The 20,903-nt window shown below is 72.8% G+C and carries 18 protein-coding genes; 6 read left to right on the plus strand and 12 right to left on the minus strand.

Going from position 1 to position 20,903, the window contains the following annotated elements:
* Positions 1 to 11: 11 nt before the first annotated feature.
* The 10 genes from FRAAL_RS13980 to FRAAL_RS14025 form a co-directional block, all read right to left on the minus strand.
* Positions 12 to 1,460: an HNH endonuclease gene (locus FRAAL_RS13980; protein WP_050997120.1), complete on the minus strand. Its 1,449-nt coding sequence runs from the start codon at positions 1,458 to 1,460 to the stop codon at positions 12 to 14.
* Between the two features lie 233 nt (positions 1,461 to 1,693).
* On the minus strand, positions 1,694 to 2,047 hold the full coding sequence (locus tag FRAAL_RS13985; RefSeq protein ID WP_041939304.1) for a VOC family protein: 354 nt from the start codon (positions 2,045 to 2,047) through the stop codon (positions 1,694 to 1,696).
* Between the two features lie 234 nt (positions 2,048 to 2,281).
* Entirely contained in the window at positions 2,282 to 3,229 is a 948-nt protein-coding gene (locus tag FRAAL_RS13990) for a carbohydrate ABC transporter permease (RefSeq protein ID WP_231861645.1), read from the minus strand.
* A 10-nt stretch (positions 3,230 to 3,239) separates the two neighbouring features.
* Entirely contained in the window at positions 3,240 to 4,208 is a 969-nt protein-coding gene (locus FRAAL_RS13995; RefSeq protein WP_041939305.1) for a carbohydrate ABC transporter permease, read from the minus strand.
* Between the two features lie 5 nt (positions 4,209 to 4,213).
* Positions 4,214 to 5,119: a metallophosphoesterase gene (locus FRAAL_RS14000; RefSeq protein WP_011604352.1), complete on the minus strand. Its 906-nt coding sequence runs from the start codon at positions 5,117 to 5,119 to the stop codon at positions 4,214 to 4,216.
* A 4-nt stretch (positions 5,120 to 5,123) separates the two neighbouring features.
* Positions 5,124 to 6,518, minus strand: coding sequence for an ABC transporter substrate-binding protein (locus FRAAL_RS14005; protein WP_011604353.1), 1,395 nt, complete (start codon positions 6,516 to 6,518; stop codon positions 5,124 to 5,126).
* Positions 6,519 to 6,611: 93 nt separating this feature from the next.
* Positions 6,612 to 7,805, minus strand: coding sequence for an ABC transporter ATP-binding protein (locus FRAAL_RS14010; protein WP_041939306.1), 1,194 nt, complete (start codon positions 7,803 to 7,805; stop codon positions 6,612 to 6,614).
* 275 nt (positions 7,806 to 8,080) lie between these two features.
* The gene (locus tag FRAAL_RS14015) at positions 8,081 to 8,959 is read right to left on the minus strand and encodes an alpha/beta hydrolase family protein (protein WP_011604355.1); all 879 of its coding nucleotides are present in this window, start codon (positions 8,957 to 8,959) and stop codon (positions 8,081 to 8,083) included.
* A 122-nt stretch (positions 8,960 to 9,081) separates the two neighbouring features.
* A complete protein-coding gene (locus FRAAL_RS14020) occupies positions 9,082 to 9,624 on the minus strand; it encodes a PaaI family thioesterase (RefSeq protein WP_063822635.1) in 543 nt (180 codons plus the stop codon).
* 175 nt (positions 9,625 to 9,799) lie between these two features.
* Complete coding sequence (locus FRAAL_RS14025; RefSeq protein WP_050997121.1) at positions 9,800 to 10,999, minus strand: acyl-CoA dehydrogenase family protein; 1,200 nt, start codon at positions 10,997 to 10,999, stop codon at positions 9,800 to 9,802.
* 150 nt (positions 11,000 to 11,149) lie between these two features.
* Between FRAAL_RS14025 and FRAAL_RS14030 the strand changes: the two genes are divergently transcribed.
* From FRAAL_RS14030 to FRAAL_RS14040, 3 genes are read left to right on the plus strand one after another with little or no spacing between them, the layout of a single operon-like run.
* Positions 11,150 to 12,109 (plus strand): PDR/VanB family oxidoreductase, encoded by a 960-nt coding sequence (locus FRAAL_RS14030; RefSeq protein WP_231861646.1) that lies wholly within the window; start codon positions 11,150 to 11,152, stop codon positions 12,107 to 12,109.
* Entirely contained in the window at positions 12,099 to 13,547 is a 1,449-nt protein-coding gene (locus FRAAL_RS14035) for an FAD-dependent oxidoreductase (RefSeq protein ID WP_011604360.1), read from the plus strand. The genes FRAAL_RS14030 and FRAAL_RS14035 overlap by 11 nt, the downstream gene beginning before the upstream one ends.
* A gap of 12 nt (positions 13,548 to 13,559) precedes the next feature.
* Positions 13,560 to 14,837 carry a cytochrome P450 gene (locus tag FRAAL_RS14040; protein WP_011604361.1) on the plus strand — a complete coding sequence of 426 codons (1,278 nt, stop codon included), beginning with the start codon at positions 13,560 to 13,562 and terminating at the stop codon, positions 14,835 to 14,837.
* 96 nt (positions 14,838 to 14,933) lie between these two features.
* Here the strand turns inward: FRAAL_RS14040 and FRAAL_RS14045 are convergent, their stop codons facing one another.
* Positions 14,934 to 16,199 (minus strand): cytochrome P450, encoded by a 1,266-nt coding sequence (locus tag FRAAL_RS14045; RefSeq protein WP_041939308.1) that lies wholly within the window; start codon positions 16,197 to 16,199, stop codon positions 14,934 to 14,936.
* Positions 16,200 to 16,372: 173 nt separating this feature from the next.
* Positions 16,373 to 17,272 carry a polysaccharide deacetylase family protein gene (locus FRAAL_RS14050; protein WP_011604363.1) on the minus strand — a complete coding sequence of 300 codons (900 nt, stop codon included), beginning with the start codon at positions 17,270 to 17,272 and terminating at the stop codon, positions 16,373 to 16,375.
* Between the two features lie 256 nt (positions 17,273 to 17,528).
* Between FRAAL_RS14050 and FRAAL_RS14055 the strand changes: the two genes are divergently transcribed.
* The 3 genes from FRAAL_RS14055 to FRAAL_RS14065 all read left to right on the plus strand — a co-directional run bounded on the left by FRAAL_RS14055 (position 17,529) and on the right by FRAAL_RS14065 (position 20,764).
* Complete coding sequence (locus tag FRAAL_RS14055) at positions 17,529 to 18,803, plus strand: cytochrome P450 (RefSeq protein ID WP_157892094.1); 1,275 nt, start codon at positions 17,529 to 17,531, stop codon at positions 18,801 to 18,803.
* Between the two features lie 408 nt (positions 18,804 to 19,211).
* Positions 19,212 to 19,787 (plus strand): YlcI/YnfO family protein, encoded by a 576-nt coding sequence (locus FRAAL_RS14060; protein WP_011604365.1) that lies wholly within the window; start codon positions 19,212 to 19,214, stop codon positions 19,785 to 19,787.
* A gap of 104 nt (positions 19,788 to 19,891) precedes the next feature.
* Complete coding sequence (locus FRAAL_RS14065; RefSeq protein WP_041939310.1) at positions 19,892 to 20,764, plus strand: DUF4097 family beta strand repeat-containing protein; 873 nt, start codon at positions 19,892 to 19,894, stop codon at positions 20,762 to 20,764.
* Positions 20,765 to 20,903: the final 139 nt, after the last annotated feature.

Consider the following 20,903-nt stretch of genomic DNA (forward strand, 5'->3'; position numbering starts at 1 on the left):
CGGTTCGCTCCTCAGGGGTTGAGGAGGGCGTGGATGGAGTCGAGGAGGCTGAGTCGGCCGCCGTCCTCGGTGTGGATGGCGGTGGCGGTGACGTGGCGGGTGGCGCGGGCGAGCATGGTGGCGGGTTCGGGGCCGGGGAGGATGGGTGGGCCGTCGGTGAGGGCGCGGCCGTCGGGGATCCGGGCGGTGACGGTGCCGTCCGGGGTGCGGTCGAGGTGGATGTGCTCGTCGTGGATGGCGTGGTGGTGGGCCGTGCAGAGCAGGAGTAGCCGGTCGATGTCGGTGTCGCCTCCCTCGACCCAGTCGGTCAGATGGTGTGTCTGGAGCCAGCGGGTGTGTCCGCAGCCGGGGTACTGGCAGCGGCCCTGGTCGCGGGCGTACACGGCGTCGCGGAGTCGGGGGCCGGGGTGGCGCTGGCGGCGGCCGAGATGCAGGGGGTTGCCGTCGGGGTCGGTGAGCAATGCGCGGATCATCCCGTCGCAGCCGAGCCGTTGCACGACCTGCGGGGACAGTCCGATCCCGCCGTCAACCCCGGCCCAGGCTCCGATCCCGATCAGTGGTGTCGCCGGCAGCCCGGCGGCGTCGCCCGCAGTACGGTCGTTCACGTCCGGGGCACTGGCATCGCCCTCCACGCCGGGCTGGGCGTTGCTGTCGGGGCGGGTGGTGAGGTGCACCGTGAGGGTGTGGCCGGGAGTCGTCAGGCCGGGCGCGGGCCGATCGAGGAAGCCCTCGGCCAGGGCGACCAGCGCATCGGCATCCCGCTGCCGGTCCCGCGACGTGGTCACCCTCTCTCCGTCCGCGGGCAGTGCCTCCACCCCGGCCCCGTCCGCCTCGCCATCGCCTGCCGCCCTGTCGCCTGCCGCCCTGTCGCCTGCCGCACCACCACCGCCGCCGGCCGCGTCGTCGTTCGTCCTGGTGCCCGCAGGGGGAGGGGTGGTGTCCTCGAGGCTTGCCCGGGCCGCGTCCAGTGCCGCGATCAGCCGGGCACCCTCCTCGGGAGAGATCTGGCCCGCGCTGCAGAAACGGGCGTGGGTCAACCAGGTCTGCTCGGTCGCCGGCTCCGCGACCCGGGTCACCGCCCGCACCTTGGAGTACGACAGCGTGCCGGCGGCGAACGCGGCACGAAGGGCGGGGAGACGCTCCAACGCGTGCGCGGTGGCCAGATGCTCCCGTGCGGTCCGCAGACCGAGCCCGCACCGCCAGGCCAGCCAGCGCGCGCACGACCCCATGCCGATCCCGGACCAGCCCTCCCGCCGGTCGAACGCCGCCAACGCCGTCAGCCAACCGCAGGTCGCCGCCGCGATCCGCCCCGCCCAGCGGCAGATCACCTCCTCCACCTCCCCCAACGGGGCCGTCTCGACGTCCACCTCCAGAACGGGCGGGAAGGTCGAGGACTTCGGAGCAGGAGCTGCCGCTGTTGCCATCATCATGATCACCGGGCCAGGGGTGTCGTCGATCATCGGACCGGGCCATCGTCCCACCCGCCACCGACAGAAAACCCATCATGATCCACAGAGTCGCGTGATCCGTTGCGCGGCATGGTTCACAGCGCGGCATGGTTCACAGCGCGGCATGGTTCACAGCGCCGCGTCGGCTCAGAGTGACGAGCGTGCTGCCCGCGCCTGAGCGAGGTTCACGGCGACAGCCCGGTGGGTCACCAGCGCGCGTCGCCGCCCGCGTGAGGACGACGTGGTCAGGTGGGCTGCCACAGCTCGATCCGGTTGCCCGCCGGGTCGGTGACCCAGCCGAAGCGACCGACGCCCGCCATGTCCTGCGTCTGCGCGGCCACGTCGGCACCCTTGGCGCGAAGCTGCGCGAGCATCGCGTCCAGGTCGCGGACCCGGAAGTTGAGCATGGTCTGCTGGTTGCGGGACCCGAAGTAGTCGGTGTCGGGCTCGAACGTCGCGAACACCGTCGGCCCGGCCGTCTGGTGCCACAGGCCGTTGTCGTCGGCGTCCAGGCCCAGGCAGTCGCGGTACCACGCACTCAGGGCCGCCGGGTCGACGGCCCGCAGGAAGTAGCCACCGATGCCTTGCACACGTTCCATGCCGCCATCCTCCCAGGACGGCGCTCGGTCCGGCTGGCACCACACCATCGCTCGCCTCGCCCCCGTCCTGATCGCGGGGAAGTCGTGAGGACCGGGCTCCGGAGGCAGAAGCCCCTGCAGCGATCGCGGTTCCGCGGAACCGCCCCCGGGAACGGCGGACGCGAAGGCGGACGTGGACGTGGACGTGCCGCGCGGGGTGGGAGTCGGGTTCCCGCCCCCGCGCGGCACGGGTCCTCAGCGCAGGCCGGAGCGGACGAAGCCGCTGACGACGTGGCGCTGCAGCAGTAGGTAGATCACGAAGATGGGCAGGCAGGCCAGGCCGGCGGTCGCGGTCAGCGGGCCCCAGTCGTCGCCCTCGGTGGCGCTCATGAAGCTGCGGATGCCGAGCTGTAGCACGTCGTTGTGCCGCTGCAGGACCAGCGCCGGCCAGAAGTACTCGTTCCAGGAGTTGACGAGCAGCAGGATGCCCAACGCCGCCAGGGCCGCGCGCAGGTTCGGCACGACCACCATCCACAGCGTCGACCAGGACGACCGGCCGTCCATCCGCGCGGCCTCCAGCAGCTCCTTGGGGAAGCTGTCGAGGTGCTGGCGTAGCAGCAGCACGCCGAGCCCGGAGACGATGTTCGGGACGATCACCCCGGACAGCGTGTTCAGCAGCCCGAGCTGGTGCAGCAGCACGTAGTTCGGCAGCATGGCGACCTGGAACGGCACCAGCCAGCTGCCGACGAACGCCAGGTAGAGCACCCGCTTGAGCGGGAAGTTCCAGGCGGCGAAGGCGTAGGCGGCGAGCAGGCTGGTCAGGAGCTGGCCGAGCGCCGTGAGCACCGCGACGACGGTGGTGTTGACCAGCAGCCGCAGGACGTCGACCTCGTCGATCGCCGTGCGGTAGCTGTCGACGGACAGTGGCCACGGCAGCGGGGTGACCTCGTAGACGTCGTTCGGTCGCCGCAGCGACGTCGCGTACAGCCAGTAGATCGGGAACACGCAGGCCAGGCCCAGCAGGGCCAGCGTGAGATGACCGACGACGACGCGCGTCCTCGACCGGCCCCCCGGCATCTGCGGAGCGTCGAAGTTGGTCACCGGCGCGCCGCCCGGCGCGGGAACGCCGGCTCCCGCGCCGGCGCCGCCGGCGCCCTCGGGCGGCGCCGGTTCGGACACCGACGGTTCGGTGGCGAGTGTCACGGGCGCCCTCTCAGTCGTCGTGGATGGTGACACGCTCGGAGATCCACAGCAGCACCGCCGCCACCAGCCCGAACCCGAGGAAGAACACCACTCCGGCCGCCGAGGCGAGGCCGGCGTCGAAGCTCTGGATGCCGTACTCCCAGAGCAGGTAGTAGACGTTGGTGGTGGCGTCGACCGGACCGCCCTGGGTGAGGGTGTCGATCAGCGGGAACGTCCACTGCGGCGCGAACAGCAGCACCGTGGACAGCAGCAGGAACATCAGCGTCGGGGACAGCAGCGGCAGCGTCAGCCAGCGGGTGATCTGCCAGCGCGACGCCCCGTCGACGGAGGCGGCCTCCGCGTAGTCGCCGTTGATCGAGGCGAGGCCGGCGGCGACCACGACCACGGCGAACCCGAGGACGTGCCAGCCGGTGATGCCGGTGATCGCGATCAGGGCGGGCCACCGTTCGTGGAACCAGTTCACCGACGAGCCCGTCGCCCGGTTCACCGCCCCGGTGCGCGGGCTGAGCAGCCACTGCCAGACCGCGGCGCTCGCCACCGGCGCGACCAGGAACGGCAGGAAGATCAGCGCCTGGTAGACGCTGCGCGCCCGGCCCCGCACCTCGCGGGAGAGCAGCCCCACCACGACCGGGATGACGATCGTGAACGGCAGCAGGCCGATGATCATCAACAGGGTGCGCCAGACTGATCCGCCCAGCTCGGGCAGGGTGAACAGGCGGTGGTAGTTGTGCCAGCCGACCGGGGTCGCGGGCTGCGTCGGCGACAGGTTCCAGGAGTAGAACGAGTAGTTCGCCGTCTCCACCAACGGGCGGTAGATCCAGACGATCAGCATGCCCAACGCCGGGACGAGGTACAGGTAGGGCACGACGCCGCGGCCGAGGCGGCGGGTCAGGCGCCGGGCGGTCCGGCGCCGGCCCCCGGCCGCTGCCGGCGCCACCATCGGCGCCGGCAGCGTGGGGGGAGCGACTTCGACGAACATCCCGCTCAGCCCGGGGTGGACTGCGGGGTGAGGCTGCGGATGAACTCCAGCCTCTCGGCCCGGTCGTTGTCGTAGACCTGACCGGCGGGAGACAGCGGGATCGCGGTGGCGACGAACTGGCCGTCGATCAGGTCGATCCGGCTGAAACCGCCGCCGAGCAGGCCCCGCAGCCGACCGTCGGGCGGCAGCGGGTCGGTGTCGTAGGCGAGGGCGGGGCTGACCCAGACGGGGATGCCGGCGAGCGCGCCGGCGCCGGCGTGGTGGGCGTGCCCGCTGAGGATCATCTGGACGTCGGTGCCGGCGACGACGTCGGCGAGCCGCTCGGCGGCGGCGAGCCGCAGCAGGTGGACGGTCGGCACCGGCGAGGGCAGCGGCGGGTGGTGGACGATCAGCAGGGTCCCGCGGGGCGCCGGGGTGGCCAGCACGTCGGCCAGCCAGGCGAGCTGGGCGTCGGTGAGCCAGCCGTCGTGGCGGCCCGGCGTGGTGGAGTCGAGGGCGACCAGGCGCAGGCCGTCGACCAGGTGAACGCTGTCGCAGGGATGGTCGGTCGACCACTCGCCGGCCTGTCCGTCGAGGCCGACGGGCACGCCGGCGCCGCCCAGCAGCTCGGCGCGGAAGGCCAGCCGCTCGTCGTGGTTGCCCATCGCGTAGACGACGGGCGCGTCGAACGTGGCCGCCAGCGGGTCGATGATCTGGCGCAGCCGCCGGTAGGAGGCGGGGGAGCCGTCGTCGGCGAGGTCGCCGGTGAGCAGGATCCCAGCGACCGGACCGGTCGAGGACGCCACCGTCGCGGCGACCGTCTCCAGCAGGGCGAAGGTGTCCACGCGGTCGTGCATCAGCTGGCCGGCTGGCAGCAGGTGGGTGTCGCTCACCTGGATCAGGGTCAGCTCGGCCGGTCCGGTCGTGGTCATCGGATTACGCCTTCGGTAGCAGTGCCGTGCCCTGCTTCTGGGCGGCGGTCAGGGTCGACTGCGCATCCGCGCCCTGGTAGACGATCTTCTCGACCGCCTCCATCATCCCGTCACGGACCTGGATGTAGTTGACGCCGGGAATCGAGATCCACGGCTCCATCCGGTCGAGCTGAGCGATGTTCGGCACGACCAGCGGGTTGGCCTTGGCCCAGTCGGCGAGGCCGTTCGGGTCATCGACGAGGCCGGTCCGCAGCGGCAGGTAGCCGATCTTGGTGGAGATCGTCTTGTAGGCGTCCTCGCTGGTCAGGAACTTGATCAGCTCCCAGCCGGCGCGCTGCTTGGCCGGGTCGTTGGAGAGCACGAACAGCGACGCGCCGGAGTTCGTCGGGACGGTCGGCTTCGCCCCGAAGCTCGGCATCTCCGCGGCGCGCAGGTCCCACTTGCCCTTCGCGCCCTTGACGAACGTGCCCTGGACGGAGCTGGTCTCCAGGATCATGCCGACGTTGCCGGCGGCGAAGCTCGTGTAGGCCTCCTTCTGGCCGAGTACGGGGGTCAGACCGTCCTTGACCAGGCCCTGGGCCATCTGGACCGCCTGGACGGCGGGGGGCTGCGCGTAGGTCAGGGTGGTGCGGTTCTCCGAGATCACCCGTCCGCCGTTGGAGCGCACCAGGCTCTGGAAGCACCAGTCCTTGGCGATCTTCGTGAGGCAGTCGAGGTACACACCGTCGTGGTCGGTCTTGTCGACGATCGCCTTGGCGTCCGCGCGCGCCTCGTCCCACGTCTTCGGCGGCTTCGCCGGGTCGAGCCCGGCCTGCTGGAAGATGGAGGCGTTGTAGTACAGCACCGGGGTGGAGAAGACGAACGGCACGCCGTAGGTCTTGCCGTCCCAGTCACCGAGGGTCCGCGCGGTCTTGGCGTACGGGTACTTGGCGCCGTCGAAGTTCGCCTGGACGGCGTCCTTGCCGACGAGGTCGTCCAGCGACTTCACCTTCAGGGAGTGGATGGCGAAGTCGAGGTCGCTGAAGCCGAGCTGGACGACGTCCGGCGGCGAGCCGGCGGCGATCTGGCTCTGCAGGCTCGACACCGTGTCGGTGGCCGGGTTCGGGCTGGAACCCTGCGGCTTCTGCGCGGTGACGTGGATGTTCGGGTGCGCCTTCTCGAACTTGCCGATCAGCTCGTTGAAGGTGTCGGTCCAGGCGCCGGCCTGACCGAAGTTGTAGCTCTCGAAGACGATGGAGACCTTCTGGTCCTTGCCGAGCTCGGGGATCTTGCTGGTGGCCTTCGGTGCCACGTCGTCGCCACCGCCGCCGGGCGAGCCGCAGGCGGCCAGGACGGACAGAGCGGTGGCGGCCGACAGGGCCACCAGGGAGAACGATCTCCGGGCGAACGGTCTTTTCACGTGCTGCTCCTCGGCGAGGTGACGGTGCGAGCGGGTGAGCTGTGGTGGGCGCCCGGCGATGCGCGGGGCCGGTGGCGTGCGAGACGGGTGACGTCAGGTGGCGACGGGGACACGGGCAGCCGGGATCTGGGCGTCCCGGTCCGGCTGCCAGACGAGCCGGCGTCCCGACTCCCGGTCGAACAGGTGGGTGTGCTCGGGGCGGACGGTGAGGACGACGGCCTGGCCGACGGTGAAGCCGGCCGGCCGGCGGGCCCGCACGGCCACCTCGGCCGCGCCGACGCGGCAGTGGGCGATCTCCTCGCTGCCGAGGTTCTCGATCGTGCGTACGGTGCCGCGCAGCGCCGCCGCGGGGGCGGCGCTGTCGGGGACGGCGCCGTTCGGGGCGCCGGCCTCGGGCGGCGTGCCGTCGCTCGACGCCGGCCGCAGGCTCAGGTGCTCCGGGCGGACGCCGAGGATGGCGGGTCGCTGCACCTGGTCGCCCGGCTCACCCTGACCCAGGGGAACGTCCACGCCCGCGGCGACCGCGTGCAGCCGGCCGTCGCGGCTGACGATCTCGGCGTCGAGCAGGTTCATCGGCGGGGAGCCCAGGAACCCGGCGACGAACGCCGACGCCGGGGCGTCGTACACCTCGGTCGGCGTCCCGAGCTGCTCCAGGCGGCCGCGGTTGAGCACGGCGACCGACGTCGCCATCGTCATCGCCTCGACCTGGTCGTGGGTGACGTAGACGAACGTCCGCCCGAGCCGGCGGTGCAGTTCGGTGATCTCCGTGCGGGTCGCGGTGCGCAGCTGGGCGTCCAGGTTCGACAGCGGCTCGTCCATCAGGAAGGCGCCGGGGTCACGGACCAGGGCGCGGCCGAGGGCCACCCGCTGGCGCTGGCCGCCGGAAAGCTCCCGCGGCCGGCGGTCGAGCAGCGCGGCGAGGTCGAGGATGTCGGCGACCTCGGCGACGCGGCGACGGATGTCGGCCTTGCGCTGCTTACGGGCGCGCAGCGGGAACCCGATGTTGCGCTCGACGGTCAGGTGCGGGTAAAGCGCGTAGCTCTGGAACACCATCGCGAGGTCGCGGTCGCGGGCCGGGGTCTCGGTGACGTCGTTGCCGTCCACGAGCACCCGGCCGTCGCTGGGCGGAACCAGACCTGCGATCATGCGCAGCAGCGTCGACTTCCCGCAGCCGCTGGGGCCGAGCAGGACCAGGAAGTCGCCGTGGGCGACGTCGAGGCTCACCCCGTCGACCGCCCGCACGTCACCATAGCGGCGCGTGACGTTTTCGACGGTAATGCGGCTCACTGGTTCCCCCCTCGGATCCGGCGGCATCTGCCAAACAAGCTGTTCTATGTCCCTGCGCGCGCCGGGGCCGGACCAGTGCCGGACCGGGTTGTCTCTGGCCGGGTGAATTCCCGGCACCCGGTCCGTATACGTGTCGATTAATTCCGTGTCGACGGGCAGATGCAGTTCAGCAGGTCTCGGTGAATCGTTGGTGAACGGATCGCGACGAATATGTCGGTGACCGCCCCCGATTGGCGGTTCCAATCGCGCGAGAGGTTTTCGGCTGATCGGGCCGGCTACTCGGGTCGGCGGCGGTCGCGGATCCAGGCCGCGACCGCCGGGCCGATGACGGCGGGATCCTTCGTCCAGGCGAAGTGATCGCGGTGGGCGACACCGGCGGCGGCGGTGATGTGCCAGCGGTCGAGCCGGGCTCTGGGCATGCGGCGGCAGAGGAAGTCCACGTTCGACTTCGGTCCCAACCGGTCGTCGTCGAGGGAGATGGCCAGCACCGGCAGGTCAAGCTCGGCGAGCAGCCGGTCGTAGTCACGGGTCGTCCCGTGCGGCCGGTAGCGGCTGGTGCGGGAGTGGCGGGCCCAGTCCGTCATCACCCGCCCGGGCATGGCGCCCCCGATGAGCATGCCGCCCGGCCAGTAGCCACGCACCCGCGCGACCAGGCCGATCGTCTGGATCGAGTACAGCGCCTCCGCCCACCGGCGGAAGCCGAACGCCTTCCAGTACACGGTCCCGGTGCCGATGACGCAGACACCGGCGATCCCGCCGTCGGCGGTCCCGTGGCGCTGCTCGGCCGCTGCGGCGGCGGCGTGCAGCAGGGCGATCTGGCCGCCGAGGCTGTGCCCGAACAGGTACGGCCGCGACCCGGGGAACCGCGTCCGCACGGCGGCCAGCACCCGCGGCAGGTCGACCTCGATGAGCTCGCGGTAGCCGAAGGTCGGCTGGTCGTGCAGGCCGGGCGTCGACTCGCCCTGGGCGCGCAGGTCCGTCGTCACCACCGACAGCCCCGCCGCGTGCAGCGCCCGCGCGATCGGCAGGTAGAACTTCGCCTTGAGCGCCATCGCGGGCAGGATCAGCACGACCGGCGCGTCCGGGTCGGCGTGGGGGAGCACCCGCAGCACGAACGACACGCCCCCGACGCTGTCGACCCGCAGCGCCTCCAACGCCGAGAACTCCGAGCGGCGCGGCGGCGCGGAGCCGGTTGTCGTCCCGGTTGTCGGGCCGGTTGCCGGGCCGCTTGTCGGGCCGCTTGTCGGGCCGGGCGCCGTCCCGGGCGTCGGGCCGGTCACGGGGCGGCCGGGGCGCCGGCCGGGGCGGCGAGTTCGGCGACGTAGGCGAAGCGGAAGGTGGCGACCAGCGCGCCGGCGGCGTCGTGCAGCACCGCCTTGCCGTCGAGGTCGACGCGCTCGCCGGGGCCGGCGGCGAGCACCTGGCGCACCGCGCGCTCGTCGACGGTGCCCACGGCGCGCACCAGGCCCCGGGCGGGCCGGCGGAACGACGACCAGCTGTCGCGTACGACGAGCCATTCCACGTCGGCGATCCGGGCCGCCGTCGCCCCCACGAACGCGCACGCCCCGGCGATGTCCGCGGCGAGGAACTGCGCGCCGGCGTGCACGGTGCCGAACTGGTTGGTCAGCTCGGGACGGTCGGGGATCTCCACGACCGCGTGGTCAGCGTCGACCTCCGTCACCTCGACGCCGACGAACGCGCCGAACGGCACCACCGTGTTCGCCATGCGCCGGATGTGCGCGAAGTCCACGGCGTTCCCCGGCTGGGCGAAGACCGCGAATCCGGGTGCTGCCGGGCTCAGAACTGACGGGTTGCTCACTGGGTCTCCTACCGCTGATGGACATGCCGCTGATGGGCACGGATCGCCTGACGCGGTTCCGCGGAACACCATGATCACGAGAGTCGGCTCGCAGCCAGGACGATCGCAGCCAGGACAGTCGTAGCCCGGACCGGGACGCGACGCGCGGTTCCGCGGAACACCAAGATCGACCGGACTAGCCGAGGCGGCGGAACACCCGCCGTGCCACCGAGGCCCGCAGCACCTCGGAGGGGCCCTCGTAGATGCGGAAGGCGCGCGCCTCGACGAGGAAGCGGGCGACGAGGTGGTCCTCGCAGACGCCGAGCCCGCCGAAGAGCTGCACCGCCCGGTCCAGCACCCGCCACACCGCCTCGGACACGAAGGTCTTCGCGATGGCGGCGTCGTGGCGGGCCGCCGAGCTGGTCGCGCCCTGGAGGTCCAGGGTCGCGGCGGTGGCGTGGACGAGGGCGCGGGCGGCGGCGAGGTCGATCTCGTTGTCGGCGACGAGGGCCTGCGCCATGCCGTGCTCGGCGATCGGGGCGCCGAAGGAGTGGCGGCCCAGCACGTGTTCGGCGGCCAGCACGTGCGCGCGGACCGCGAGGCCCAGCCAGTTCATGCAGAACGTCAGCCGGGACGGGGCCAGCCGGGCCTGGGCGTACTCCAGGCCCAGGCCGACCTCGCCGAGCACGGCGTCGTCGTCGACGCGGCAGTCGTCGAAGGCGACCTCGCAGTGGCCGCCGGGGGCGCTGGTGAAGTCCAGCGTCGGCATCCGGCGCACCACCCGCATCCCCGGGTTGTCCGCGTCGACGAGGAACATCGTGGGGCCGGCGTCGGTGCGCGCGACGCAGATCGTGAACGCGGCGCCGTCCGCGCCGGTGATGAGGTGCTTGGCGCCCGTGATCGACCAGCCGCCGGGCACCCGGGTGGCCAGCGTGCGCAGCATGCTCGGGTCGGATCCGGTGCCGGGCGCCGGTTCGGTCATCGCGATCGACGAACGCACCTCGCCGGCGGCCAGCGGCGCCAGGTAGCGCTCGCGCTGGGCCGGGGTGGTGGCGTCGGCGAGCAGGTGGATGTTGCCGTCGTCCGGGGCCCAGCAGTGCAGGGCCAGCGGCCCGACGAGGCTCGCCCCCGCGGCGATGAGCACGTGCGCCTGCCCGCGGAAGTCCAGGCCGAAGCCGCCGTACTCGACGGGCGACAGCGGGCCGAACACCCCGGCGTCCTTGGCGGCCGCCACCAGCTCCAGCCGCAGCGCGTCGTCCATCCGGCGGCCGTCGACGACGATCTCGCGTTCGACGGGGACGACGACGTCGCGGACGAACCGCGCGGTGCGTTCCGCCAACAGCACGGGATCCGGCGGACTCGATGCTTCGGAGGGCCTGACGATTGTCTCGCTCACGGTTGCTCCCACCGGTATAAAAGTGCTGCGTGCGGGGTCATTGTTGCCGTGTCCCGCGCGTTCGGTCGTCGGCCATCGACGTTTTCGATGGGGTGATTGCCGTTGTATTGATCGCTGTTCACCCGATGCCTGGCATGCGACGGTTTGACGGTGAGTTCGGTATCTCGCTGGACGGTCCTGCGGGTGGACACCGCGACCCTGGCAGCAGAGAACGTGCTGGTAGTCGTGCTGGTGGACCCGCAAGGAGAGGCTCTCGACACCTGGGCTCCGGGCGCCCACGTGGATATTCGGGTACCGGGAGGGGAGATCCGCCAGTACTCGTTGTGCGGTGATCCGTCCGATACCCGGTCATGGCGAATCGCGGTGCTCCTGGAGGAGAAAAGCCGGGGCGGGTCGCGCTACTTCCATGAACAGGTCGTGACGGGCACGGAAATCGAGGTGGGCGCCCCGCGAAACAATTTCCCGCTGGTGGCCGGCGGGTCCTACCGGCTGGTCGCCGGCGGCATCGGGATCACGCCGCTGCTGCCGATGCTGCACGAGCTGGAGCGCCGCGGCGCCGACTGGCGGCTGTACTACGGCGGTCGGGCGCGGCGGCGGATGGCGTTCCTGCCCGAACTCGCCCGCCACTCCGAGCGGGTGCGTGTGCTGCCCGAGGACACCGAGGGCCTGCTGCCCGTCGAGGACATCGTCGCCGAGCTCGCCGACGACTCGCGGCTGTACTGCTGCGGGCCGGAGCCGTTGCTGGCGGCCACCGAGCGGGCGTTCGCCGCCCGCGGCGTCGGCAGCCTGCACATCGAGCGGTTCCGCCCCCGCCCGACGGACGGCGCGGACGACGCCGAGCAGCGGGCCTTCGACGTACTGCTGGCCGGCTCCGGACGGCTGGTGCGGGTACGGGCCGACCAGTCGGTGCTCGACGCGCTCGACCGCGCCGGGCTCGACGTCCCCTCCTCGTGCCGCGAGGGCACCTGCGCGAGCTGCGAGACGACCGTGCTCGACGGCGAGGTCGACCACCGGGACTCGGTGCTGTCGGCGCAGGAGCAGGCCACCGGCACCACGATGATGATCTGCGTCTCGCGGGCGCGTTCGGAGCGGCTGACCCTTGACCTCTGACCGATCGACCTCGACACCGCACTCCGGGCATGCCGTCGTCCTCGGGGCGGGGATCGCCGGCCTGCTCGCCGCGCGGGTCCTGAGCGAGTCCTTCGACCGGGTCAGCGTCCTCGACCGTGACGACCTGCCCGGCACCGGCGACACGGGCGATCTCGGTTCCGGTCTGGGCGCCGGTCTCGGTGCCCGCCGCGGGGTGCCACAGGCCGGGCACCTGCACGCGCTCATGGACCGTGGGCGGGAGATCCTCGAGGAGCTGCACCCCGGCCTGGTCACGCGGCTCGTCGCCGCCGGGGCGCCGACGAGCGAGGCGCTGGTCGGCGGGCGCTGGTACCTGCAGGGGCGCCGCGTCGGGCCGGTCTCCACCGGGCTGACGTCGGTGCTCGCGAGCCGGCCGCTGCTCGAACGCGAGCTGCGCCGGCGCACGGCGGCCCTGCCCGGCGTCCGCCTGCTGCCGCGGACCGCGGTGATCGGGCTGGTCGGCGTCGGGGCGGATGAGTCCGTCACCGGCGTGCGGATCCGTGCCGGCGCCGGCGACGGCGCGTCGACGGTGCTCGCCGCGGACCTGGTGGTCGACGCCAGCGGCCGCAACTCCCGTTCGCTGGACTGGCTTGCCGCCGCCGGGCACCCGGCGCCGCCGACGTCGCGCGTCACCGTGGATCTCGGCTACGCCTCGCGGATCTACCAGCGTCGCCCCGAGCACCTCGGCGGCGACCTCAGCGTCATCATCTCCACCACCCCGGGCCTGCGCGGCGGGGGCGCGGCCGCCGTCGAGGGCGACCGCTGGATCGTCACCCTCGCGGGCCTGCTCGGCGAGCATCCCCCCACCGACGACGACGGGTTCCGCGCGTTCGCCCGGCGGCTGCCGGCCCCCGACATCGCCGACCTCATCGGCACGGCGACGCCCCTGACCGACGCCGTGCCCTACCGGTTCCGGGAATCGGTGCGGCGGCACTTCGAGGCCGTGCGCCGCCCACCCGACGGGATCGTGGTCATCGGCGACGCACTGTGCAGCTTCAACCCGCTCTACGCGCAGGGCATGACGGTCGCCGCCCAGCAGGCGCTGGTCCTGCGCGACTGCCTGAGCGGGGGTCTGCGCGGGCTGCCCGGCCGCTTCTACCGCGCGGTCGGCCCCGTCCTCGACGTCGCGTGGGACATGGCGACCTCGTCGGACCTGCGCTACCCGGCGGTGGCGGGCCGGCGCACCCTGCGGGGCCGGGTTACCGGGAGCTACGCGGCCCGCGCGCAGCGCCGCGCACATCGCGATCCCGCCGTCGCCCGGACCCTCATGCGCGTGGTCCACCTCGCCGAGCCGCCCACCGCGCTGCTGCGCCCGGCGCTGGCCGCCCGGGTGCTCGCTCCCGGCGCCCCGCGGGCGATCACCCCCGCCGCGCCCACTGTCCGTGACCGCCTGGCCGTCCCCCACCACGAGCAGTCGTAGAAGGAGCTCAGCATGGTCACCGTCCAACCCGCGTCGTCCGAGGCCTACGTCCCACCGAACGAGTCGTCCCCCGAGCAGACGGGGGCCCGGCTGCTCGCGAAGCTGTTCGACCCCGCGAACCGGCACGACCCCTACTCCATCTACACCGAACTGCGCGCCGCCGGACCGCTGCACACCGGGCCGTTCGACCTCAAGCTCGCCAACCGCTACGCGGACTGCGCGGCGGTGTTGGGCAGCCAGGAGTGGGGCCACGACCGCGAGCCCCACCAGCTCCACCCGACCATCCCCGCCGAGGCGTTCCCCGCGTCGTTCCTGTGGATGGAGCCACCGGACCACACCCGGCTGCGCGGCCTGGTGACGAAGGCGTTCACCGCGCGGACCGTGGCGGCGCTGCGGCCCCGCATCGCCGCGCTCGTCGACGAGCTGCTCGACAACGCGCTGCGGCAGGGCGAGTTCGACCTCATCGCCACCATCGCCTACCCGCTGCCGCTGACGGTGGTCTGCGAGATCCTCGGCGTGCCGGCCGAGGACCATCCGCTGGTGCAGGTCTGGTCGCAGGCGCTCGCCCGGGCCTTCGACCCCGACGTGCTGATGACGCCGGAGGCGCTCGCCGAGCGCAACCGCGCCATCCCCGAGTTCCTGTCGTACTTCCGCGCCCTGGTCTCCCGCCGGCGCCGGGAGGCGACGGGCGACGATCTGATCACCCAGCTCGCCGCCGTCGAGGAGCAGGGCGACCGGCTCACCGAGGAGGAGCTGCTGGGCACCTGCGTGACGCTGCTCATCGCCGGCCACGAGACGACGGTCAACCTCGTCGGCAACGGGATGATGGCCCTGATCCGCCACCCCGACCAGGTCGCGCTGCTGCGGGAGCGCCCCGAGCTGATCGGGCCGGCGGTCGACGAGCTGCTGCGCTACGACTCGCCCATCCACATGAACACCCGGGCCGCCAAGCGCGAGCTGGTCGTGGGCGGCGAGGTCTTCGCCCCCGGTGAGGGGATCGTCGCGCTCATCGCGTGCGCGAACCGCGACCCGCTGGTGTACGACGACCCGGAGCGGCTCGACGTCACCCGCTTCCACACCTCCAAGCCGATCGCCCGGCACCTGTCGTTCAGCCTCGGCCACCACTACTGCCTCGGCGCGCCGCTGGCACTACTCGAGATGGAGCTGCTGCTCGCCGGCGTGCTGGACCGGGTCGCCGACATGGAGCTGCTCACCGACACGCCGCCGTACAAGCCGAACATGCTCATCCGCGGCCTGGCCGAACTCCCCACGCGCTTCCACGCCGCCTGAGTTCCACATTCCGCGGGCAGGCGGGATACGCGATACGCGGAAGGCCGGCGCCATCCCCGGGACCCATGACCGGGGGCGGCGCCGGCCTTCGCCGGTTCAGGCCGCGGCGGGGGAGAGGTCGACGGGCAGCGAGCTCAGCCCACGGTGGATGAGGCTCGGCTGGTAGGACAGCTCGTCGGTGGCCAGCGACAGCGCCGGCGCGCGCTCGACCAGCGTGCGGATCGCGGTCGTCGCCTCCAGCCGGGCCAGCGGCGCGCCCAGGCAGTAGTGCAGGCCGAGGCTGAAACCGAGGTGGCGCGGCGAGCGGCCGGGCTCGGCGTAGCGGGTGACGTCGAGGCGTTCGCCGCCGTCGAACACATCGGTGTCCCGGCCCGCCGACCCCATCAGCACGATCGCCCCGTCCCCGCGGCGGAAGCGGCGTTCGCCGACGGTGGTGTCGGTGAGCGCGACCCGCATCGTGAACTGGGTCGGCGTGTCGTAGCGCAGGATCTCCTCCACCGCCGACGGGGCCAGCTCGGGCCGGGCGCGCAGCAGCGCCAGCTGGTCGGGGTGGGCGAGCAGGGCGAGGATGCCGTTGCCGACCAGGTTGATCGACGTCTCCATCCCGGCGACGAGCAGCAGCACGCAGATGCCGAGCACCTCGGCGGCGGTGAGCACCTCGCCGGACTCCTCCACCGCGACGAGCCGGCTGAGAAGGTCGTCTTCGGGGTGCGCCTTGCGGCGCGCCACGAGGTCCTGAAGGTAGGCGACCACGTTCGCGCCGGCGGAGTCGCGACGGGCGGCGTCCTCGGCGGACAGCAGGGCGTCGGGGTCGGTGCCGCGGGCGATGGCCAGCTCCCAGGAACGCAGCATCTCGGCATCGGCCGCGGGCACCCCGAGCAGCCGCTGACCCACCATCGCCTGGGCGAGCGGCGCGGACAGGCCGCTGATCACGTCGAGTCCGCCGGCGGCGAGCGCGCGGTCCACCAGCGTGTCGACCAGGCTGGTGATCATCGGCGTGAGGTCGGCGACCATCCGGGCGCTGAACGCCTTGTTGACCAGCGTGCGCAGCCGCCGGTGGTCCGGCGGGTCCATCCGGATGAACGACCCGGGCAGGCTCGCCTGCTGGTCCCAGAAGGGGCTGAGCCGGTCGACGTTGCCGTGGCCCCACGCCTGGCTCTGCAACACCGCGGCGCAGTCCGAGAACCGGGACATCAGCGTCACCTCGGCGTCGCCCAGCCGGACGGGGGTCGGGCTGCCAGCCTGGCGCAGCCGGCGGTACCGAGGGTAGGGATCGATCCGGTGGGCGGTGTCGAACACGTCGTGGGCGTCGACAACACGGTGGGCGTCGACCCGGTCGCCGTCGATCTCCGCTGTGGTCATGAATCCCGCTCCTTCGTATGCGCCTTCCGTCCCTCGGACCTGCGGTACCGGGAACACGGGTATGCGCGCGGAGAAATGCAGGTGGCGGCGTCATCGTGGGTCCGGCGTCGGTGCCGGTCAAGGGCTCTTTGTTGCGGGCCGGGCAATTCTCATCGGTCGATAAGGAGCGGGTATCAGGCGCGCAGGCTTTCCAGCTCGGCCGGAAGATGGACGAAGCGGAAGCCGGCGCCGAGCAGGCGGGGCAGGGCCGCCGCCGCGCCGGGTCCGGTGCCGCGGCCGGGATGGTTCATGTGCCCGATCACGATCGAGCCGGGCGGGGCGGCCAGCAGGCTGGCGCGGACCTGGGCCGTGCTGTAGGTGGCGCCACCGTCACCGTTCACCGTGAACGACACGATCGTCTCGCCGAGGTCACCGACGATGCGGGCGGCGATGTCGTCGCTGTACGCAGTACCCGGACGGAACAGTCGGGGCGGTCGGCCGAGCAGGCCGGTGAGCGTGGCATGGTTGCCGGCGACCTCGTCGTAGACCTGGCCGGCATCGCGGGTGCCGGGGATGCCGTAGGCCGACCGTCCCGACACCGACAGCGGCCGGTGCAGGGTGCCGTGGTTGCCGATCTCGAACAGCGGGTCGCCGGCGAGGTCGGCGAAGGCGGGCCGGTTCGCGGCGATCCAGCGGGAGTTGAGGAAGAGGGTGGCCGGAACGCCGTACCGGCGCAACGTGGTGATCAGTCCCTGGTCGTAGCCGCTGCCACCGGGCCCACCGCAGGCGTCGAGGGTGAGCGCCAGCGTCCTGCCGGCGCCGGGCAGCCGGGTGATCGTCCCGGGCAGGTCCAGTGCCCAGGCACGCGGCCGCAGGCCGCCGTAGCGGGCGACGATCTCGGCGCGGCCCACCCCGGCCGGCGTCGCGGCGAGGCCGGCCTCCAGGGGAATCGGCCGATCCAGGGGAATCGGCCGATCGTTCAGCCCGGGCCCGTCGGCGCCGGCCGCGGGACGGCTCGGCCCTGGCGCGCCTGGCCCGCCGGTCCCGGCCGCGGAACGGCCGGTTCCACAGCCGGCGAGGACGCCAAGCGTCATACCGGCGACCCCGGTGACCAGCGCACGGCGAGATGCCGGCATGGCACAGTCCCCCGATCCGGCCCCGACGATCCGGCGCCGACCACCCGGATCCCACGATCCGGCCCCCGACAATGGTGTCATGGCCGGCGCCGACCGCACGGAGGCCACCCGTTGTGGCCGCGCATGGTTCAGCTGCGGCGGGAATTCCGCATCGGTCGATAAGAAGCGGATATCGAGTGCGGCAGTCGTGTCTACGCGGCCTAGCGTCGATGGTGTGGCCGAGGTCAGTGACGTGGCGGAGACCGGTGGTTTCGCGGAGGTCGGTGGCGTGGCGCAGACGGGTGGCGCGCGCGAGATCTTCGATCCGCGGTGGCGCAGCGATCCCTATCCGCTCTACCGGACGTTGCGGGAGTCGGCCCGCTGCCACTGGCTGTCCCCGGCCCGGATCGGCGTGCTGACCCGGCACGCCGACTGCGTCGCCGTCCTGCAGGATTCCGCCTGGGGCCACGTCCCGATGGAGACCAGCGCGTTTCGTCCGGTAACGGATCAGGACGAGGGCCTGCGCTCGATGCTGCGGGCGAACCCGCCGACGCACACCCGGCTGCGTCGCCTGGTCAGCCGGGCGTTCACCCCGGCGCGGATCGCCCGGTTCCGCCCGATGGCCGAGGCGCTGGCGGGCGAGCTGCTCGCCGCGGCCGTCGACCGCGGCGAGGTCGATCTCGTCGAGGCCTTCACCCGGCCGCTGCCGCTGCGGGTCATCTGCTCGCTGCTCGGGGTTCCGGCACACGACGAGAAGGTCTTCAGCGGTTGGGCGTCGGCGCTGACCCGCGGACTCGACCCCGACCAGGTCCTCGACCCGGTCGAGCGGGCCCAGCGCACCGAGGCCACCCGGGCGTTCGCCGACTACTTCACCGCGCTCATCGCCCGCCGCCGCGCCGAACCCGCGGACGACCTGCTCAGTGACCTGATCGCCGTGCAGGACCAGGGCGACCGGCTCGGTGCGGACGAGCTGCTCGAGATCTGCGTCCTGCTGCTCGTCGCCGGCTACGACACGACCGTGAACCTGGTCGCGAACGCCGTGCTGGCCCTCGCCCGGGACCCGGGCCAGTACGCGGCGCTGCAGGCAAATCGGACGCTCGTGCCGGCGGCGATCGAGGAGACGCTGCGCCACGACCCGCCCGTCCAGTGGACGGGACGCACCGCGCTCACCGACACCGACCTCGCCGGGCAGGCGTTCCGCGCCGGGGACGGCATCATCCTCGTCGCCGGGGCCGCCCACCGCGACCCCGCGGCCTTCCCCGACCCCGACCGGTTCGACCTCACCCGCTACGCCTCGGCGTCCGCCCCCGCGGCCCGCCACCTCGGCTTCGGCCACGGCCTGCACTACTGCCTCGGCGCCCCGCTGGCCCGCCTGGAGGCCGAGACCATGCTGACCGCCCTGCTCGACCGCGTCGCCCGCCTGGAGATCGTCGCCGAGCCGACCTACCGCCCCCACCTCGCCGTCCGCGGCGTCGACGCCCTCCAGATCCGCCTCCACCCCGCCGGTTGATCCTGCAGCGCAGCTCGGTGGGCGGCCACGCTGTCGGCTGGCGAGGTGCCGTGGGGCGGTTCCGCGGAACCGCGGTCGCCCCGTGGCTCACGGGCAGCCCGCTGCCAGCCATGCCGGGTACCGGGCAGGAGACATCAACTCCCACACCGGTTGTGCCTGATGCTCGCCACCCATGCCGGTGAGCAGCCGAACGGCAGTCCTCGATCTGGGCGGCTCCGACCGCACGACGAAGTCCCGCGTGACTGGTTCGTGACCGACGCACCGTCGCAGTGGCCCCCGACCGGCGCGGTGATCCGCCGCCGATGCTGCCCGCGCCGGCCGCGAGCAGAGGGTGGTGTGGACTGGGCCATCAGCTGATGGCGTCATCGGGGCTTGCCATTGGCGTCTAGATGACGTCATACTGGCGTCATGGACCTTGGGTCGTATGTGGAGGAGCTGCGCCGGGAGCTCGCCGTCGCCGCGGAGGTGGGGGGCGCGGACGCGCGTGCGCTGGCCGAGCGGCTCGTCGGGCCGTTGGAGTCGGCCACCAGGCTTGCCCTGCTGGAGGCGTTGTCGGCGGCGGCGGACGAGATCAGCCGTGAGTTGGCGCCGGGGTCGGTCGAGGTGCGGCTGCGTGGCCGCGATGCCGACTTCGTGGTGACGCCGCCGCCGGCGGTCCTGCGCGCCGAGGATGACGTCACGTTTGGCGTCACGCCGTCCGCCGGGGTGGTGGCCACCGGGGCTGGGCTGGTGGGGACCGGTTCGGGCGGGACCGGGCCGGCGGCGGGGGAGGGTGACGAGGGGCGGACGTCGCGGATCACCTTGCGCGTCCCGGAGCACCTCAGGCCGCGCATCGACGAGGCGGCCGAGCGTGAGGGGTTGTCCGTCAACGCCTGGCTCGTGCGCGCCGTCGGCGCCGCGCTCGACCCCGGCGCCGGAGCCGCACGCCCCGGGCTGCCGGGTGCCGACCAGCACGGGCGCCGGTACCGCGGATGGGTCCGCTAGCCAGTCACGGGGCCCGGCCGATCGCATGGGGTCGGGTCGACGACACAGGGCCGATCAACGAAGGCCGATCACTCCCGGCCGATCACTGGAGAAGGAGCTGCACCATGCCGAGTTTCGACACCCCCGAACCGATCCTCGCCGTCGTCGAGTTGGGCGTCGGGAGCCTGCGAGTCCGGGCGGGCGATCGCGCCGACACCGTGGTGGAGGTGCGCCCGGCCGAGGCGGCCCACGACGCCGACGTGCAGGCCGCCCGGGAGACCACCGTCGAGTACTCCGACGGCCGGCTGACGATCCGGGCGCCCAGGAGGCGCCTGCGTTCGCTGTTCGGGACCGGCGAGGCGGTCGAGGTGACGGTCGACCTGCCCGCCGGCTCGCGCCTTGACGCGAGCGCGGGGACGGGCGTCCAGGCCACGGGCCGTCTGGGTGACTGCACGGTCCAGACCGCCCGCGGCGGCATCGACCTCGACGAGGCCGCCGACCTGCGGCTGCGCACCGCCGACGGGGACGTCAGCGTGGGCCGCTGCCGGGGGCATGCCGAGGTCAGGACCGCGAACGGCGCGGTCCGGATCCAGCGGCTCGACGGCCCGGTGCTGGTCCAGGCGGCGAGCGGCGTGATCGCCCTCGGCGAGGCGGCGGACGACGTGCGGCTCGCCACCGCCGCCGGGGCCATCAGCGTCGACCGGGCGCTGGCGAGCGTCGACGCCCGGACCGGCTCGGCCGACATCCGTCTCGGTGAGGTCGTGCGTGGCGCGGTGGCGCTGGTGACCGGATCCGGCTGGCTCGACATCGGCGTGCGGGAGGGCACGGCCGCCCTGCTCGACCTCCGCTCGGGTGACGGCACCGTGCGCAGCGAGATCGCCGCCGTCGACCGCCCGGAACCGTCCGACGAGACCGTCGAGATCCACGCCCTCTCCGGCCGCGGCAACATCCTGGTTCACCGCTCCCGGCCCGTCCGGTCGTCCGCGTTGGCCAAGTAGCCGACACCTGGTTTCCGGAAATAGTTCGTCCGTAGTGATGGTATTTTTTTGGAGATCTTTGTCCGAATCGATCGGCCTACCTCGGCCCAGGCAACTCCGAGCCAGGTTATGAACGGGTGACGCGGGGATGTCGCAGCGT

Source organism: Frankia alni ACN14a (assembly GCF_000058485.1).
Taxonomy (GTDB): Bacteria; Actinomycetota; Actinomycetes; order Frankiales; family Frankiaceae; genus Frankia; species Frankia alni.

Excerpts from the sequence above, each read along its gene's own strand:
- FRAAL_RS13980 (WP_050997120.1), bottom strand. The coding sequence starts at position 1,460 with ATGATCGACGACACCCCTGGCCCGGTGATCATGATGATGGCAACAGCG.
- FRAAL_RS13985 (WP_041939304.1), bottom strand. The coding sequence starts at position 2,047 with ATGGAACGTGTGCAAGGCATCGGTGGCTACTTCCTGCGGGCCGTCGAC.
- FRAAL_RS13995 (WP_041939305.1), bottom strand. The coding sequence starts at position 4,208 with ATGTTCGTCGAAGTCGCTCCCCCCACGCTGCCGGCGCCGATGGTGGCG.
- FRAAL_RS14000 (WP_011604352.1), bottom strand. The coding sequence starts at position 5,119 with ATGACCACGACCGGACCGGCCGAGCTGACCCTGATCCAGGTGAGCGAC.
- FRAAL_RS14040 (WP_011604361.1), top strand. The coding sequence starts at position 13,560 with ATGGTCACCGTCCAACCCGCGTCGTCCGAGGCCTACGTCCCACCGAAC.
- FRAAL_RS14045 (WP_041939308.1), bottom strand. The coding sequence starts at position 16,199 with ATGACCACAGCGGAGATCGACGGCGACCGGGTCGACGCCCACCGTGTT.
- FRAAL_RS14050 (WP_011604363.1), bottom strand. The coding sequence starts at position 17,272 with ATGACGCTTGGCGTCCTCGCCGGCTGTGGAACCGGCCGTTCCGCGGCC.
- FRAAL_RS14060 (WP_011604365.1), top strand. The coding sequence starts at position 19,212 with ATGGACCTTGGGTCGTATGTGGAGGAGCTGCGCCGGGAGCTCGCCGTC.
- FRAAL_RS14065 (WP_041939310.1), top strand. The coding sequence starts at position 19,892 with ATGCCGAGTTTCGACACCCCCGAACCGATCCTCGCCGTCGTCGAGTTG.